The sequence below is a fragment of the Halobacillus litoralis genome, assembly GCF_004101865.1.
GTDB lineage: Bacteria > Bacillota > Bacilli > Bacillales > Halobacillaceae > Halobacillus > Halobacillus litoralis_A.
Map to the genome: position 1 here is coordinate 862,275 of NZ_CP026118.1, position 15,392 is coordinate 877,666.

The window sequence follows — 15,392 nt, forward strand, 5'->3', positions numbered from 1 at the left end:
TTATTTTGTAAGTTCTTCAAGTATTTCTTTTTTCGTATCCTCCGTACCGATCCCAGTTAAAAACGAACGAGCATTGATCACTGGAAATGGATAATCTTTTTGCGTCATCGCAGTTGTGACCAATAGGTCTGCAGTGTCGACATATCCCCCTACTTCTGAAATCTTGATTTGTACGAGATCTAAACTCAGATTATTCTCTTCAGCCATCTCTTCGATTGCTCCATTCACTACTGTAGACGTTGCAATACCTGCCCCACACGCCACTAATACTTGCTTCTTTGCCATAAATATCTCTCCTTTAATTTTCGTAGTTTCAGAATGTTTATTTTTGAAGCGCTGTCAAAATTTCTTTCTTTGTATCCTCCGTGCCAATTCCAGTCAAGAAAGATCTTGCGTTAATAACCGGAAATGGATAGTCTTTTTGTGTCATAGCTGTAGTCACCAGCAAGTCTGCTGTATCGACATAACTTCCTACTTCAGCAATCTTTATCTGAGCGAGGTCTACATCCAAGTTGTGTTCTTTTGCCATCTCTTCAATTGCTCCGTTTACAACTGTGGATGTGGCAATGCCTGCACCGCACGCGACCAATACTTGTTTCTTCGCCATTTTTATTTCTCTCCTTCAAGTGCACCAAAGTCCAACTTTTCTTCCATTAGCTTTCTGATGCTTGTTTTATTTTTTTCATTCAAAATAGATACGAGTACATCTTCATTTTGGAAGACTTTCATCAGCTGTTGCAGCAACGATAACTGAGAATGGGCTTCATCCATAGCTAACATAAAAACGATTTGGACTGGGATCGTTTCCTTATCATCACCCATGACTCCAAAATCAACTGTATTTTTCAGGATACCCATACTTATCGTTTTCCGGTTGACGTGCTCCACATCTGTGTGTGGAATAGCAACCGCTACTCCAGCCGTCGGAAGTCCTGTAGCATATTCTTTTTCCCGGGCGATGATCGCTTGTATAAAAGAATCTTTCACTAATGCTTGTTTTTCAAGATTCCGGCCCATCTGATCTAATACATCTTCTTTTGTATTCGCCTCTACACCAAGTAGAATGACGGACTCATTAAAGTAGATTTCACTCATAATATTCACCACATTATTCATAATATTGTTGCTGCATTTATTCATTGGAATATTGCTGTATCAACGCTTCGATTTCTCTGGAGTTCCTTGATTCAATGATTCTGTTCCTATCTTCTTCAGATCCTGCCAGGTTCATCAGCTGCATCAATGCATGCATATGTTTTCTCTTGTCAACGGCCGCTATGACTACAATGATATGAACGGTCTCTTCTTCCGTAAACGTGACTCCTTCCTCTATCTTCAATAGACTCATCCCGACTTTATTCACCCCGTTCTCAGGAGCAGCATGCGGGATAGCCAAATGAGGAGCGATTACGATATAAGGATCCCTGTTTTGTTGGATCATTGCTTCTACGTAATGCTCTTCTACGTACCCTTTACTTACAAGTGGCATAGAAGCTATTCGAATGGCTTCTTCCCAAGACTGGACTGATTTTTCAAGCGATATATGGTCCGTAGGAAGAAGGTCATCTAAGTGAATGTTCTTACTTTGGGTACTTTGCTTAATGGAAGATTCTTCATCTCGATGGACATATGAGTGAAGCTCCTCTACTAATGCCTTTTCATCCTTAATCGAAGTGTGAGTTCTTATGATATCCATTAAATGATCGACATGGATATCATTTAAAATAAAGCCCTGTACTTCCATCATCACTTGCTTTCGCAACCTTAGCCGATCTTCCTGATCTAGAAAGGCCTGACACATAAATACATGGCCTTCCGATGACAAAGGAGTTGTAGAAAATATGAAATCGTAATCCAATCCATATTCCGTATACTCTCTAACAGATAAAGAGTCTAAAAACACGAACTCAGGGAATAAATCTTTCAACTGATTGAAGAGTAACCTGGAAACAGAAACTCCCTGAGGGCAAACAACGATAGCTTTCACTTTCTTTTCAATACTCTCTCCTTGTCTTGTCATCCAGCCACCAAGGAGCATCGTTACATAAATGATTTCATTTTCAGGTATCTTATGGCCGATAAAATCCTCTAGTGGAGAAATCGACCTTTTCACAAGATGATGAACCTCTATAAGTTCTTCTGTAATAAAATCTTGTATGGGTTGAGCTTCTGTTAACTCGTATTTGATCCTATAATAAGCGGGCCGGAGATGTTGAAAAAGCTTTTCGACCAATTGTTCTCTGTCCTTAAAATATATACATGCACTTCTTTCAAATAATTGAAGCATTTGCTTAACTGCCGGAACCATTTCAAACATTGTTTCATCTTTTGAAAGCTCCTCTGACCGATAAACGTTCGTCGTCAGCAGATGGAGAGTAATGAACAACTGCTCCTTTTCAGGTATATCCGCGGCGTGGAAAATTTCTTCAATCGCCTGAAACTCTTTTGTATTCGACACATCCTCATGTTTCACTGGCATCGTTGAAATGACATAACCCTTCGAGATTCTTCTTGAAATTAATGTAAGAATATAAGGCAGGGTTTCAATCTTTTCATCTGTAAATTGAATATGAATCTTGGCTTCAAACTTCTCAATCAGGGAAGTAAGCTGCTTCAGTTCATCTGCAGATAATAAAGCTAATTCTCTGACCTTTTCCGCTCCGCTATGCATCGATAACAGTTCGTAGACAACTCTGATCAGGACTCTGCGAATTTGAAACTCTTCACCTTCCAATAAATAGCCTGACTTCCTTGAGTATTTGATAGTCAAATTGTAGTCATCTAAAAAAGCTTGAGCTTGTTTTAAATCATGCAAAATCGTATTTTTACTAAAGTCCAACTCAAGCGTAAAGTGGTTCAATGACAGCCCTTCCCTGCTGATGAGCATCAGGATGATCAGGTATGTTCGCTGCTTTTCTGATAGCACGGGTGTACTTACTGATGCCCTGTCTTCACTATTCACCTTAGTAAATATCGACTGGTCGATAATGAACTGCCCTTGTTTTGTTCGCTCAATATGGGGAAGGTTTTGTACCAATAACCACTCATTTATTTTGTTGAAACTATAGCCAAGCTGTCTTCTTGTAAGGTTATGTTTCTTTTCAAGAGTAGTACTGGAGATTCGTGGATTGATAACTAAGTCATCAAGAATTTTTTTACTGCGCTCATTTAATGCCACCGGTTTCCCTCCCTTCCACACATTTATTGTAGCACCCATGGAAACGCCTATGTATACGCTTTCATCACAAGATGACGAACAGTTAATGTACAACATCGGGATTTACTTATTGAATATTCTAACAGTTAAGAAAAAAAGACTCTGGAGCTTGGGGCACCTTTCTATGATTTTTCCACTAGAAAACCCGTCGGCACGGACTCAGCTTCCTTTGAAAGCAAAGACCGCTTTCTTCCGGGGTCTTCGCCTCGTGCTGTTCCCGCAGGAGGGAGTCTGTGTATGTTGCCTAAGCTCCATTTGATCCATTCTACTTTATTGTCTTCTTTCCAGTGCAGTGGCAGTTATCGTTTTGGCCTACCCTCATACTGACAATAAAAAAAGAAGCACATGTATTATACACACGCTTCTACTCCTACGTGAGAGTCTTTTCTAGCATTCTTAATATTTATATTTGTCTACTTAAAAAGCACTGACAATTGGCGGTATGGAAATAAATTTGTCCATCCGCTTCGTTCCGAAAATGTATCTTATCACTGTTTCACTACTCGAAACTGCATACATGTTCTTTCTCCGATTTCCCTTATACTGACCTTTTCTAATTCAATCGGAGCTTCGCCCAAGTATTCAAAAAGCTTAAGACCTTCACAAAGAAGAACGGGCATAATATCGATATGCAACTCATCTACAAGTTCTGCCTTTATGCATTGCTGACCTGTGCTTGCGCCACCTATGACCGTAACCTCTTTATTTCCGGCCGCTTCTTTTGCCTGATCAATAGCACTTTCTATCCCCTGGGTAACAAAGGTGAAGGTCAACCCCTCTGACTCTTTTGGATGCTTTTGTGGTTCATTTTCACAAAGTACAAAGATGGGTACTTGAAATTCATAATTTTCAGCGTACAAATCAGGGTCATCTGCCATGTCATAAGCGTTCCTTCCCATGACTACTGCTCCTGTATTTTGTATTGATTCCTTCATGATTTCACTATTTCTTAGCTCCTCCATATCCCTGTACAGCCGACCTATACTCCTTTTATTATCGCTGATATACCCATCTAATGACATAGTCATTCCTAAAACAACTTTTGCCATCTTCATTCTCCTCCTTTTATAATTCTTACCGTTAACAGTCAGATCCTTTTCTATGCTTTCTTACACCTTTTTGGCTGCTCTTAAATCAAATCTCTCAGCCTCAACTCCTTTATTCCTTACATACTTCATATACACCAGATTATTGACACCACTCTTTTCACTGTGCTTTTGAGGTATACGAAGGAACTCTTTAAATCCAAGTTTTTCATAAAGTTTTATGGCATTCGTGTTCGTATCAGCTACCTCTAAAACATATTCGTCATATGAATTTGCATCCAATATCGATTTTAACAGTTCAGTCGCCAAACCCTTCCCTCGATAATTTACCGATGTTGCTACAAACTCTATAGCAGCCATGTTTTCACGCATTTGAAAGGGATATTTCTTTTTCTCAAATTCTTTTTTTAGAATTACATAAGCAATGCTGCCCATGAATAAGCCAAGATGCTTTCTGAATTCTCTATATTTCAATTTGACTGAAGGTATATTGTTTTGAGTACAAGCGGATATTGCCGCAATATTTCCGTCAACTATAACCGTATAAAAAACCTCTGTATTAAACATATGAGCAAATGTCTTGTAAAGTTTAGCCTTATCCTTTGAAAAATAATGCAGCCATACATAAAAGCCATCTACAAAGATAATACTCATCTCATCTTTTATATCTCTATCTACTTCACAAGCACGAATGATATTCACGTCTCATCCCCCTTTTCGTTGTAAGCTCTATTTATAAGATCAAACATATTCTTACAGCAGTTACAATGATACAATCAACTCTTTAAGTGGCCCTGTCCCTAATTTCCTCTAGGAAGCTAAAATCTCCTTTTATTTTTTGATGAGGATTATTTTTCGTTAATCATATTTTTCGGACCTTTGGCAAAAACCTCCTTTAAGGAAGCAAAAAATCGATCATTCAAAATAGAATAATCGATTAATAAGCCCCTTTAGTCAGAGAATATTTTTTTCTAGTCATAAGTACAATTCTAATCATTATAGATTTTGTGGCATTAATGAAAAAAGCGATCGTCCGTCTGAAATTTCACTTTCTCAGAATACCTAAATACTCTTCCCACGGCCCCACGTCCTCCCTATATCTTTCTGACATCACCCTGACAATCTGGGAAATATGCGTTAGATCGTGGACCACCCATGTTGAAATCAATTCACTTAGTTTCACTTCACCAAATACCGGATGTTTCCCCGTCAATTCAAACTGTGTGTCAGATATAATCATTCCACTAAGAATCTCTGTATTTTGTAATCGCAAGCTTTTAAACTCATTCAATTTATGACTGAATGAGGTCTTAGAAGGATTGGTAATATGAGCCTCTCGGTCGAATGGCGGAAATACCCTATTTCCTCCTTCCTCAACAATCGTTTTTAATCTAGGGAGCCAATTATTCCGCTCACACTCGATTAAATGATCGACTACCTGGGACGGACTCCATGTTCCTTCACCTTCATCACATTCCAGCCAATTTACAGATAAGCCACTTAAGAAGCTTTCTAAAGTTTTTGGCGTCCGTTCTAAAATCTCAAGGGCTTCGTTTAATTGAAAATTCATCGGTGGTCCTCCTCCAGCTTTTTCATTCTACATACCATGTGCACAAATATAGTAAAGAATAGACACTGAGATAGACTTTTACCCTGTTGGCCACCTATCCTTACCTTATCTTACCTATTGATCTTTTCCATCTGAAAAATGATAGACTGGATAATTTCAGCAGCGGATTTATTTTGACTTAACCTTGGACTCTGTCCGGACCATAGTGACATGAATTCAGGTCGATCCTGTATGGCAGCTTCCTTTCGAATCCCCTTAGTCATAGAGTTCTGCAATGGATAGTCTAAAAGTTCGTGCTCATAGCCTTCCATTTTTTCAATGAAGTCGTTACGAATTCCTCTTGCTGGTTTACCGCTAAAGGAAGTAGTCATAGCCGTTTCTGTCTCTTTCGTATGTAAAATTGCTTCTTTATGTTGTTGTTTGGCTCCGCTTTCTTTACAAGTGACAAATGCTGTACCTAGTTGAGCCCCTTCAGCACCAAGTATCATGGATGCCCGCACCCCTCTTCCGTCCATAATTCCACCTGCAGCTACCACGGGGATACTTACTTGATCTGCAACTTGAGGAATAAGTGACATCGTACCTATCATGGACTTACTGTAAGACCCGGAAAATGTTCCGCGATGGCCGCCGGCTTCACTCCCCTGTGCGACGACTATATCCATTCCGGATTGTTCATTGAGAACCGCTTCCTCTACTGTTGTGGCAGTTCCTATCAGAACGATACCTTCATTTTTAAGGTCCTTGATGATATCCTGGTCCGGGATTCCAAAGGTGAAACTGCATACAGGGACTTGTTGTTCTTTAATTACCATGATCTGCTTTTCGAAAAGTTTTTCGTCGACCTGTGGTTTTGATTCTGCCTTTATTCCAAGTTCATTTCGAAACGGTTCGAGTAACTCGTTTACTCTCCTTATTTCATTCTCTGTAGCTTGAGGAAATTCAGGAACGAACACATTAACACCAAAAGGGCTCCGGGTTAAGTGCTTGATCTTTTGAATGCTATCTCTTATAGCCTCAGGTGCCATATATCCTGCGCCTAAAGTGCCTAGACCCCCTGTATTAGAAACAGCAGTAACGAGTTCTGGAGTGGTTACACCTCCCGCCATTCCAGCTTGTATAATTGGATGCTCGATATTCAACAGCTCAAGTAATCGACTATGACTCCACATGTTATCTACTCCCTTCGCAAACGTATATAAATGGAAATCATCTTAACCTATTCTTTTTTTGACTGAAAATAGCCTGCCCACTGAACTCATTCATTAGCGTGGTACGGTCAAGTCTCGTCATCATAATTTGAATCAAAATGCTCTGACAAACCGAATAAACCAGTTGATACTGCTTTAATAATCAGGATATACATAACGACTAACGCAACGTCTCCTATGTATGATATAAACCACAAATTGCTGAAAGACTCTTCTGCAGATTTTCTCAAAATGAAAGAATTCACACCTCTCATCACCAAATGAAGAGTGTAATAAAATGGAATATAAATAGCGAGCTTCATACCAAGTTCATTTAAATAAGATATCTTTTTTAAGTGGTTCGCCATCGTGGAATATACATTCCATAACCCATATAAATTGTAAATTGGAATTAATACACGGGCTAAAGCGCCACCTGGTGTAATGGGATATGTATCATCCAATTCTTGTAAATCAATATGTACTTTAAATAACCAAAAGAGATAGATTACGTGATAGATAACTACATTTAAACTTATTAATAGAGAAACAGTTAAATCATATGTTAAAAAAGTTCCTCCAGATTCCCCAAACCTTGCAATGATTATATTTATCATAAGAAGTGCAGTTAATCCGATATCTACCCAAAGAAACTTCATTAAAACTTTGCCTAATAGCATAGATCTTAATTTCATATAGACCTCCCTTCTTTGGGGTAAAATCAAAAGTTGTTAAAACCCTCCTTTTCATAGGGAGCGAGGTTTTAAAAGGACATCAGTAATCCCTGAGTTTTTCATTTAACCCATCCTCCTGGATACGTATCACAGAAATTTTGCCTTGATCGTTCGTATTGATCCGGCCTGAGACGTTTGCTGTCTCGGTTTCCTCATCTTTGCTGTACTCTACTTCAATTTCGAATTGGTACGCATCATTTTTGATATCCTCGACTTTATCTATTTGAATATCGCTGGGTCTAATTCGTAACCGGCTTCGTAAGCAAAGGGCATCCAGTTCATCACATAGTTTTCATTAACAAATTTCTCATAGTTGTACTCCGGAAAAAGAGGCTTATACTGCCTCTCCACATAGGTAAAAAGTTCAGAGTGGGATTCATCCAGAGCTTGTCTAAGTGCTTTCCCTGGTCCCGTAAATTCATATTTCAGATAGGTGCGGACGGTTTCCTCCCCTTCCATGCTCTCTTCAGGACTGGAACTATCGCTGCTCTTCTTTTCCTCGGTGAGGCTGTCTTCACTTTCTTGAGAGGCATCCGGCGGTGTTTCCTTTTCCCCGGATCCAGTAGATGAAGACTCCGAAGCCGAACAGCCTGCAGCTAATAATAATGCAAACGCTAATAAGGACGCTTTCAATACTATTTTTAATATGGAAATGACCTCCTGATTATTGTGTCTATTCATATTTACGAAAAGACTTATGAAACGTTTCAATATTTTTACTGATGATAAAGACATTTGTCAGATCAGCTTAGCTATGGGAGGGCAGGCACAAAACAATCAAAGCTTTCTGAACTTTTTCAATGCTAGAGTGTTCAGTAAGTACAATAAGAGTGCATAAATAATTAACCCGAGAAGATAACCCCAAATCTGAAGGAAACCATCTCCATAAACCATGACACCCTTGATCGCTGCTGCTCCATAATAGATCGGCATAATGTAACACAAATTCCCAAGATGATATGGAATCAAGTCCAATGGAATCAAACCTGAAAAAAACACCTGTGGAATGATCGTGAATGGGATCATTTGTACCACTTGCAGTTCCGAACTAGCAAAGACAGAAATCATGGCACCAAATGAAACAGCTGTAATGGCTAATAGAACCATAACGAGTAAAATCCAGCCGATATTTCCTACAGAATTCAATCCAAGGATATAAATGGAATAAAAGACAATGAGGATGGCTTGGACGATAGCAAATACACTGTACCCTAAAGTGTAGCCCAGAATGACTTCACCGCGTTTAATCGGCGTCATCAACAATCTTTCCAATGTGCCGCCACTTCGCTCTCTCACAAGGGCCATTCCTGAAATAATGAATACTAGGAAAAATGAGAACAAGGCAAGAAACACATACCCAAGGGAGTCGAATGTTGACTCATCTTGTTTTCCATAAACATAGTTCATAGTTACTTTTGCTGAAGGGTTTAAAGTAGACATCGCTTTTTGGATTTCAGAAACTGCTATCGTACCTTTTTTTGAGGGCTCATACAATGTAATATCCATCCCGGAGCTTTTTGATAAGTTGATAACAGCGTCGACTTCTTGATGATCCTTCAAATAGTTTTTTGCATCATCGGTATCGTCGTTTGAGATTTCTACAACTTTTAACTCCTGTTCTTCTAGTGCGGTTACAGCGGGTGCTGGCATTGTATCCTTATCCATTCCTATAGTCGGCACATAACTTGAATCACCCAACAATAAATAAACCAATGTCAAAATCAATAGCGGCGCAACTAAAATCATCATCACACTTCGCTTGTCATTGAGCGTTTGGCGGATCACACGTTTGGCTAAATTTATCATTGACCAGCACCGCCTTCCCTTTCTCTTGAAGCAATGAAAAATAGTTCTTCTACACGGCCGTTGTCCGTTTTTTCAAGCAGCTTATTCACGGAGTCGTATTGAATCAAGGACCCTTCATATATGAGTGCCGCTTTATCGCACTCTGTCACTTCATCCATCACATGTGTAGAAACAACGATTGTTGTGCCTGTTTCCTTTATTGCTTGAAACTGGTCCCAAACCGTACGACGTAAAACGGGGTCGATTCCTACTGTGGGTTCATCTAAGAATAATACTTCAGGATGATGGAAAATGGCCGCTGCAAGGGAAAGCCGCTTCTTCATCCCACCAGAAAAATTCCTGACCAATTTCTTTCGATGCTCTGTCAAATCAACTAAGGAAAGCACTTCATCAATACGCTTTTCCAATTGATGTCTATCAAAATGATAGAGCCCTCCGAAAAAGCGCAAATTAGCTTCCGCAGACAAATCCTCATACAAAGCATCATTCTGTGGCATAAATCCGACTTTTTTTAACATGTTCATATTCGGCATCTCAACGTCCCCGATTTGAATGGTTCCCTGGTCCGCTGCAATTGCGCCGATCATCAGGCGGATCATAGTTGTTTTTCCCGACCCGGATGGACCAAGCAAACCACATATTTCTCCGGTAGGAATCGTAAACGAGATATCTTTTATGATTTCTTTCTGATTGAAACTTTTACTGACGTTAGAGACTTGCACCCCCATATTGCTCCTCCTCCGTAACCATAATCATTAAAACAGTCATTTAAATTCCTTCATAATTCGATAAAATAATCGACAACTTGTTGTTTATTTCACTTCATATTATAATATTGGATTAAATACTAAACAATAATCAGAAACACAGGATCTGTTGGTTATCCAACACCTTATTTGATTGTGTTGAAGAAAGTTGGAGGAGGAAATTGAATGCATGATAAAAGTTCTGATTTACGAGTTATTCGCACAGTAGAAGCGATCAAGAATGCGCTGGTAGAACTAATAGAAGAAAAAGGTTTTGATGCCGTTACCGTTAAAGACATTACAACAAGGGCAAAAATCAATCGCGGAACTTTTTATAGCCATTATCAGGATAAGTATGATTTAGTGGCTAAATGTGAAGAAGAAGTGATGGATGAAATGTCTGATAAGATAGTAAAAAACGTTCCGAGTCTGATCGATGACCTGGAAACGAATGACTCGAACACAACTCCCCTTTCCATTCTCGTCCCATTTTTGGAATATATAAATCAAAATAAAGGGCTTATGAAAGCTCTATTGGATCCCATAAGTGATTTATCATTTCAAACTAAACTGAAAGATTTCATGTTAAAAACCCTATTCGAAAGTAATAAAACCCCACCTCTGATTGAGAAAAACCTTTTAGTTCCGCCCGAATATTTAGTTTCTTATATTGGTTCAGCTCATCTAGGTGTTATTCAGCAATGGTTGAATAATGATGGAGAGGAGTCACCCCAAGAGATAGCTGAAATCATTATCACAATGAGTATAAATGGTCCTCTCTTTGCGGCAGGATTGAAAAGATAAATTTGACGGGATAGTGCATAACTGTATGGTACTATTTCTTTTTGTTGTGCTTATTAACTAATCTTCCTCGTAGTTCAATAAACAAAAGTCCCTGCCCTTGTTATTTTAAAATTTCTTCCATCCAAAAAAAACTATGGATTACATTCAATTGAGATGTAATCCATAGTTCCTCCCTGTACTTACCCTGACTGGCGTTTAAATTCTTTACTGGCGAAGAAGTAAGCGATGACCATGATGCCGAAGCACCAGGCAAGCGCTGTCCAGATACCATCGCCAACAGACCCTTCATACAAGAGGGCTCGAATCGTATTTACGATTGACGTCACAGGCTGGTTCTCAGCGAACGCACGGACAATCTTAGGCATCGTTTCGGTGGGGACAAAAGCCGAACTGATAAAAGGCAGGAATATCAGCGGGTACGAGTAGGCTGTCGCCCCTTCCATAGACCTCGCCGTCAACCCGGGGATGACCGCCAGCCAAGTCAACGCCAGCGTAAACAGCCCCAGTATACCGGCTACCATAAGCCAATCCAGGATCTCAGCGCTGGATCTGAATCCCATTAAAAGGGCGACAAGGATGACTACAGTGACAGTAAGTGCATTGGAAACAAGTGAGGTCAAAACATGTGCCCACAATACAGACGAACGCTTGATGGGCATTGTGATGAAACGCGCCATAAGCCCGCTCTTTATATCCGTAAACAGCCGCAGGGAAGTGTAAGCGACGCCGGATGCGATAGCCATCAGTAAGATTCCCGGCAATAAGTAATTGACGTAGTTGTCCGATCCTGATTCTATGGCACCACCAAATACGTAGACAAAAAGAAGGAGCATCATAATCGGCGTAATCGCCACCGTGATGATCGTATCCGGGCTGCGCATGATGGTCCGCATCAAACGTCCCAGTAATACCCCGGTTTTACTTTCCATTTACATCTCCTCCTTTTTCCCGACAATCGCCAGGAAGATTTCTTCCAGTGTCGGCTGCTTCTCGATGTACTCTGCTTTAGCTGGCGGGAACATCTCTCTGAGTTCGTTAAGGGTGCCTGTTTTAATGATTTTTCCACCATGCAGGATACCGATGCGGTCCGCAAGTTGTTCGGCTTCTTCCAGGTACTGGGTCGTCAGCAAAATAGTCGTTCCACCTTCAGCAAGCTCCTTTATAGTATCCCAGACTTCCATTCGCGCTTCAGGATCAAGCCCAGTGGTCGGTTCGTCGAGAAAAATGACTGCTGGCGAACCGATCAGACTCATAGCGATGTCCAGTCGGCGCTTCATCCCTCCCGAATACTTGTCAGCCCTGCGGCTGGCCGCATCGCTCAAACTGAATTTTGCAAGCAGATTTTCGGTTACTTGAGCTGGATTGGAAACACCCCGCAACTTGGCGATCATCATTAAATTTTCACGTCCTGTAAGAATGCCGTCTATAGCTGCGAACTGCCCTGTCAAGCTGATACTTTGGCGAACATGATCAGGTTGATGCTGGAGATCAAAACCGCAAATTCCCACTACACCACCATCTTGCTTCATTAGTGTCGAAAGGATGTTGACGATCGTCGTCTTGCCCGAACCATTTGAGCCCAGCAATGCGAAAATTTCACCACCCTGCACCTTAAAGTCAACCCCTTTTAACACTTCCTGATCTTGAAAGGATTTGGTCAATCCTTCCACAGAAATCGCTGCATTGTCCATAATTTTTCCTCCTTTGAAAATGTGCAGCAAGCCCCGTGCGAAATCCGGAAATCAGGGAACCTTGTTTTTGTCAGATAAGCGGGCATATAACTCCCCTTCAGACACACAACAGTGTAATTTTCCGGTCGAGCGGCTTACAGAGTTAACTTGCCAACGCTCCACTAATAAGTAATACTTGTATTCTGTATAACTTACTACTAGAGCAAAAAATAAAACTGAATAGTACAAAGTCGCCATGATCATTCATAACCAGCTATTCAGTCGGTGTTATTTTTAAATATTCATTTCATTGTTTTGGCATATTACCTTTCAATTCTTCACACTACTTTGTGGAATTGACATTTTTATTAGTGCGAAACTGGAGCCATATAGGTTTGGGAGGATACCAGACAAACCCCTTGGAATTTGGGCGTTATTCACGACCGATCGAATCGTTCAACTTCGTGCGATACTTATCTCTCCAAGTTTCCTCATCCTTCAATAGCTCATCACAGAAAGCTGCCACATCCTCCCCCGTAAGCTCAGTCACTTTCCTATTCTCCGCTGCGCCTTCCTCGAAAAGGTCGAGAATTCCGTTGAAGATACGGCTCATGCCCTTCCAGTCAGAGGAGCCGCCAGTGGTCCACATATACTTTTGAATAGCTTTATAAGCATTATAATACTCACTTGGAAGTTTTTTCGCGCGTGCCTCCATTGCCTTCCATTCCCGCTTGTCTTCAAGACTTCCGATAATTTTTTCAAAAATACTCATAACATTTCTCCTTTGCCTATTAGTTTTTCAATTCATTAATTTTACTCGAGACAAAATCCCATTTTTGCCAAAATATTTGCAGATGCTCTTTACCTGCTGCATTGAGGGTATAAAATTTCCTCGGAGGCCCCATATTGGATGGCTTTTTCTCAATATCAACCAGATTGTTCTTCTCAAGTCGCAAGGTAATAGTATAAACTGTTCCTTCAACGACATCAGTGAAGCCAAGTTCCCGCAGTTGTTGGGTGATTTCATAGCCGTAAGTTTCGCCCCGGTTGATGATCTCAAGCACACATCCCTCAAGCACCCCTTTCATCATTTCTCTGAAGTTTCCCATGTTTACCTCCATTGTATTTTGCTGTTTTTTCCAATACGTGTATGACAGGTATTCTGTGTTACTGATATTAAGTATTACTGACTACTGCTATATAGTATTACACAATAGTGTGTTTTGTCAATGCTAAAACATTTTTTCAGCTATAAAACGGTTGTCGATATTGAACAACCGCCCCTCGAATGAAACTTGATTCCAAGCTGATCAAAGTTTCAATTTACCCTGTGTTTTCTCTTCTCAACAAATAACAGTACTACTGTCGCTATTGGACCCATGACAAGGGAAAGCAAAAACCAGTTCAGTCCCGTTCTGTTTTTTCCTTGAGCTAGCGCAGCATTTATCAAAGCCAGAGTGCCCCAACCTACAAAATATTGATTATCCATCTCTGTTTCCTCTCCTATTTTTGATGATTCAACCTTTTTCAATCCCTGTCGACTCGGTGCCTCCCCCCTCTGCTAAAGGGATAACGGAAAAATGGCAGACACCTTCACTGAATAGTAACAATTCTAATCAATCGGGAAAATATACACATGATAAGTTAAATAACTCTCTAACCCTATGTTTTCAGCAATTTTATTAGAAGGCTTATTTGCCTCCTCACAATCCCAATATGGTATCATCCCCATACTCACACAGTCCTTTACAACACAGTGGGCTGCCTTCTGAGCTAATTTATTCCCCTCATGCTCCTCTATTGTTTCTATATCTATCCCGCGAACATTTTCAGCTGCAAATCCTGTAAAACATAAACTCACAATCTTATTTTGGTAGACAATGCAGTACCCGATTCCCATTTGAAAAAAATTATCGGAATAAGACCAGAATTCTGATATCTTCGAGTGTAAAAATCCTATGTTATCAATAGACTCGTTCTTATTCTCAAAAAGCTCTTTGTTGATTTTTAATACATTATAATCCCGCTTGATTGAAGGTTCATTATTATCTTTATAGTGGCTTTTTTTCAACTTATAAACATTTTGATTTGTTTTCTGCATGGGACGATGATCAAAGATCCTCTCTATCGTCTTATCCCACCTTGAATGATTACCAATTGCTATGAAATTTTTTAATCTCATCTTCTTTGCTTCAGGAGAAACCACCTCATCGATAAAGTCATTGATTTGGTTGTTGAATATCTCATTCTCTTCATCTCCAATAAAGAAAAAGCCATCATGATTACCCAACCAGATAAGTCCTGTTTCAGGAGCATCGATATGATCTACAAAAATTCTACCTGGGTTATTCCCTTCTATTACCGCTTCAACTTCTAAATGTCCCCCATCATTCATCAGCTTTTCACACTTATAGAATTCAGTTTTATCAAGTTCACGAATCATTTTTCACCCTCCTCCAGGAATAACAATCTCACATGAATTCATCCCTGCCCTTACAACCTTCCTGCTTGATGATCACAATGGAATTCAGGATATGTCATACACATGTGTTTTATATTCAAATGATAATATAAGGTAAAAAGTGCGGCTGCAAGGCAGGTATTTTCAT

Annotated in this window: 19 protein-coding genes; 1 reads left to right on the plus strand and 18 read right to left on the minus strand. The window is 40.0% G+C overall.

Annotated features, from left to right (window positions below; translation table 11 throughout):
• From HLI_RS04295 to HLI_RS04350, 12 genes are all read right to left on the minus strand, one after another.
• Positions 1–285, minus strand: a complete 285-nt coding sequence (locus HLI_RS04295; RefSeq protein WP_128523340.1) for a PTS sugar transporter subunit IIB — start codon at positions 283–285, stop codon at positions 1–3.
• Between the two features lie 37 nt (positions 286–322).
• Positions 323–607 (minus strand): PTS sugar transporter subunit IIB, encoded by a 285-nt coding sequence (locus HLI_RS04300; RefSeq protein ID WP_128523342.1) that lies wholly within the window; start codon positions 605–607, stop codon positions 323–325.
• Positions 608–609: 2 nt separating this feature from the next.
• A complete protein-coding gene (locus HLI_RS04305) occupies positions 610–1,095 on the minus strand; it encodes a PTS sugar transporter subunit IIA (RefSeq protein WP_128523344.1) in 486 nt (161 codons plus the stop codon).
• 37 nt (positions 1,096–1,132) lie between these two features.
• Positions 1,133–3,178: a BglG family transcription antiterminator gene (locus HLI_RS04310; protein ID WP_128523346.1), complete on the minus strand. Its 2,046-nt coding sequence runs from the start codon at positions 3,176–3,178 to the stop codon at positions 1,133–1,135.
• Positions 3,179–3,705: 527 nt separating this feature from the next.
• Positions 3,706–4,266: a dihydrofolate reductase family protein gene (locus HLI_RS04315; RefSeq protein ID WP_128523347.1), complete on the minus strand. Its 561-nt coding sequence runs from the start codon at positions 4,264–4,266 to the stop codon at positions 3,706–3,708.
• 60 nt (positions 4,267–4,326) lie between these two features.
• A complete protein-coding gene (locus tag HLI_RS04320; RefSeq protein ID WP_128523349.1) occupies positions 4,327–4,965 on the minus strand; it encodes a GNAT family N-acetyltransferase in 639 nt (212 codons plus the stop codon).
• Positions 4,966–5,308: 343 nt separating this feature from the next.
• Positions 5,309–5,833: a DinB family protein gene (locus tag HLI_RS04325; protein ID WP_128523350.1), complete on the minus strand. Its 525-nt coding sequence runs from the start codon at positions 5,831–5,833 to the stop codon at positions 5,309–5,311.
• A 110-nt stretch (positions 5,834–5,943) separates the two neighbouring features.
• Complete coding sequence (locus tag HLI_RS04330; RefSeq protein WP_128523352.1) at positions 5,944–7,005, minus strand: NAD(P)H-dependent flavin oxidoreductase; 1,062 nt, start codon at positions 7,003–7,005, stop codon at positions 5,944–5,946.
• Positions 7,006–7,112: 107 nt separating this feature from the next.
• The gene (locus HLI_RS04335) at positions 7,113–7,718 is read right to left on the minus strand and encodes a hypothetical protein (protein WP_128523353.1); all 606 of its coding nucleotides are present in this window, start codon (positions 7,716–7,718) and stop codon (positions 7,113–7,115) included.
• Between the two features lie 258 nt (positions 7,719–7,976).
• Positions 7,977–8,492 carry a hypothetical protein gene (locus tag HLI_RS04340; protein WP_128523355.1) on the minus strand — a complete coding sequence of 172 codons (516 nt, stop codon included), beginning with the start codon at positions 8,490–8,492 and terminating at the stop codon, positions 7,977–7,979.
• 42 nt (positions 8,493–8,534) lie between these two features.
• Positions 8,535–9,563 (minus strand): ABC transporter permease, encoded by a 1,029-nt coding sequence (locus tag HLI_RS04345; RefSeq protein WP_128523357.1) that lies wholly within the window; start codon positions 9,561–9,563, stop codon positions 8,535–8,537.
• A complete protein-coding gene (locus HLI_RS04350; protein WP_128523359.1) occupies positions 9,560–10,291 on the minus strand; it encodes an ABC transporter ATP-binding protein in 732 nt (243 codons plus the stop codon). Before HLI_RS04350 ends, HLI_RS04345 begins: the two co-directional genes overlap by 4 nt.
• Positions 10,292–10,495: 204 nt before the next feature.
• Between HLI_RS04350 and HLI_RS04355 the strand changes: the two genes are divergently transcribed.
• Entirely contained in the window at positions 10,496–11,113 is a 618-nt protein-coding gene (locus HLI_RS04355; protein WP_128523361.1) for a TetR/AcrR family transcriptional regulator, read from the plus strand.
• A 179-nt stretch (positions 11,114–11,292) separates the two neighbouring features.
• Here the strand turns inward: HLI_RS04355 and HLI_RS04360 are convergent, their stop codons facing one another.
• From HLI_RS04360 to HLI_RS04380, 6 genes are all read right to left on the minus strand, one after another.
• A complete protein-coding gene (locus HLI_RS04360; protein ID WP_128523363.1) occupies positions 11,293–12,042 on the minus strand; it encodes an ABC transporter permease in 750 nt (249 codons plus the stop codon).
• Positions 12,043–12,804, minus strand: coding sequence for an ABC transporter ATP-binding protein (locus HLI_RS04365; protein WP_128523364.1), 762 nt, complete (start codon positions 12,802–12,804; stop codon positions 12,043–12,045).
• Between the two features lie 412 nt (positions 12,805–13,216).
• A complete protein-coding gene (locus HLI_RS04370; protein WP_128523366.1) occupies positions 13,217–13,555 on the minus strand; it encodes a DUF1048 domain-containing protein in 339 nt (112 codons plus the stop codon).
• A gap of 19 nt (positions 13,556–13,574) precedes the next feature.
• On the minus strand, positions 13,575–13,892 hold the full coding sequence (locus HLI_RS04375) for a PadR family transcriptional regulator (RefSeq protein WP_128523368.1): 318 nt from the start codon (positions 13,890–13,892) through the stop codon (positions 13,575–13,577).
• A gap of 209 nt (positions 13,893–14,101) precedes the next feature.
• Entirely contained in the window at positions 14,102–14,272 is a 171-nt protein-coding gene (locus tag HLI_RS21485) for a hypothetical protein (protein WP_164908485.1), read from the minus strand.
• A 123-nt stretch (positions 14,273–14,395) separates the two neighbouring features.
• Entirely contained in the window at positions 14,396–15,226 is an 831-nt protein-coding gene (locus HLI_RS04380) for a GNAT family N-acetyltransferase (RefSeq protein WP_128523370.1), read from the minus strand.
• Positions 15,227–15,392: the final 166 nt, after the last annotated feature.

Bases quoted from the DNA above. Each gene is read 5' to 3' on its own strand.
- HLI_RS04295 (WP_128523340.1), bottom strand. From the start codon at position 285: ATGGCAAAGAAGCAAGTATTAGTGGCGTGTGGGGCAGGTATTGCAACG.
- HLI_RS04300 (WP_128523342.1), bottom strand. From the start codon at position 607: ATGGCGAAGAAACAAGTATTGGTCGCGTGCGGTGCAGGCATTGCCACA.
- HLI_RS04305 (WP_128523344.1), bottom strand. From the start codon at position 1,095: ATGAGTGAAATCTACTTTAATGAGTCCGTCATTCTACTTGGTGTAGAG.
- HLI_RS04315 (WP_128523347.1), bottom strand. From the start codon at position 4,266: ATGGCAAAAGTTGTTTTAGGAATGACTATGTCATTAGATGGGTATATC.
- HLI_RS04325 (WP_128523350.1), bottom strand. From the start codon at position 5,833: ATGAATTTTCAATTAAACGAAGCCCTTGAGATTTTAGAACGGACGCCA.
- HLI_RS04330 (WP_128523352.1), bottom strand. From the start codon at position 7,005: ATGTGGAGTCATAGTCGATTACTTGAGCTGTTGAATATCGAGCATCCA.
- HLI_RS04335 (WP_128523353.1), bottom strand. From the start codon at position 7,718: ATGAAATTAAGATCTATGCTATTAGGCAAAGTTTTAATGAAGTTTCTT.
- HLI_RS04340 (WP_128523355.1), bottom strand. From the start codon at position 8,492: ATGTCTTTATCATCAGTAAAAATATTGAAACGTTTCATAAGTCTTTTC.
- HLI_RS04345 (WP_128523357.1), bottom strand. From the start codon at position 9,563: ATGATAAATTTAGCCAAACGTGTGATCCGCCAAACGCTCAATGACAAG.
- HLI_RS04350 (WP_128523359.1), bottom strand. From the start codon at position 10,291: ATGGGGGTGCAAGTCTCTAACGTCAGTAAAAGTTTCAATCAGAAAGAA.
- HLI_RS04355 (WP_128523361.1), top strand. From the start codon at position 10,496: ATGCATGATAAAAGTTCTGATTTACGAGTTATTCGCACAGTAGAAGCG.
- HLI_RS04360 (WP_128523363.1), bottom strand. From the start codon at position 12,042: ATGGAAAGTAAAACCGGGGTATTACTGGGACGTTTGATGCGGACCATC.
- HLI_RS04365 (WP_128523364.1), bottom strand. From the start codon at position 12,804: ATGGACAATGCAGCGATTTCTGTGGAAGGATTGACCAAATCCTTTCAA.
- HLI_RS04370 (WP_128523366.1), bottom strand. From the start codon at position 13,555: ATGAGTATTTTTGAAAAAATTATCGGAAGTCTTGAAGACAAGCGGGAA.
- HLI_RS04375 (WP_128523368.1), bottom strand. From the start codon at position 13,892: ATGGGAAACTTCAGAGAAATGATGAAAGGGGTGCTTGAGGGATGTGTG.
- HLI_RS21485 (WP_164908485.1), bottom strand. From the start codon at position 14,272: ATGGATAATCAATATTTTGTAGGTTGGGGCACTCTGGCTTTGATAAAT.
- HLI_RS04380 (WP_128523370.1), bottom strand. From the start codon at position 15,226: ATGATTCGTGAACTTGATAAAACTGAATTCTATAAGTGTGAAAAGCTG.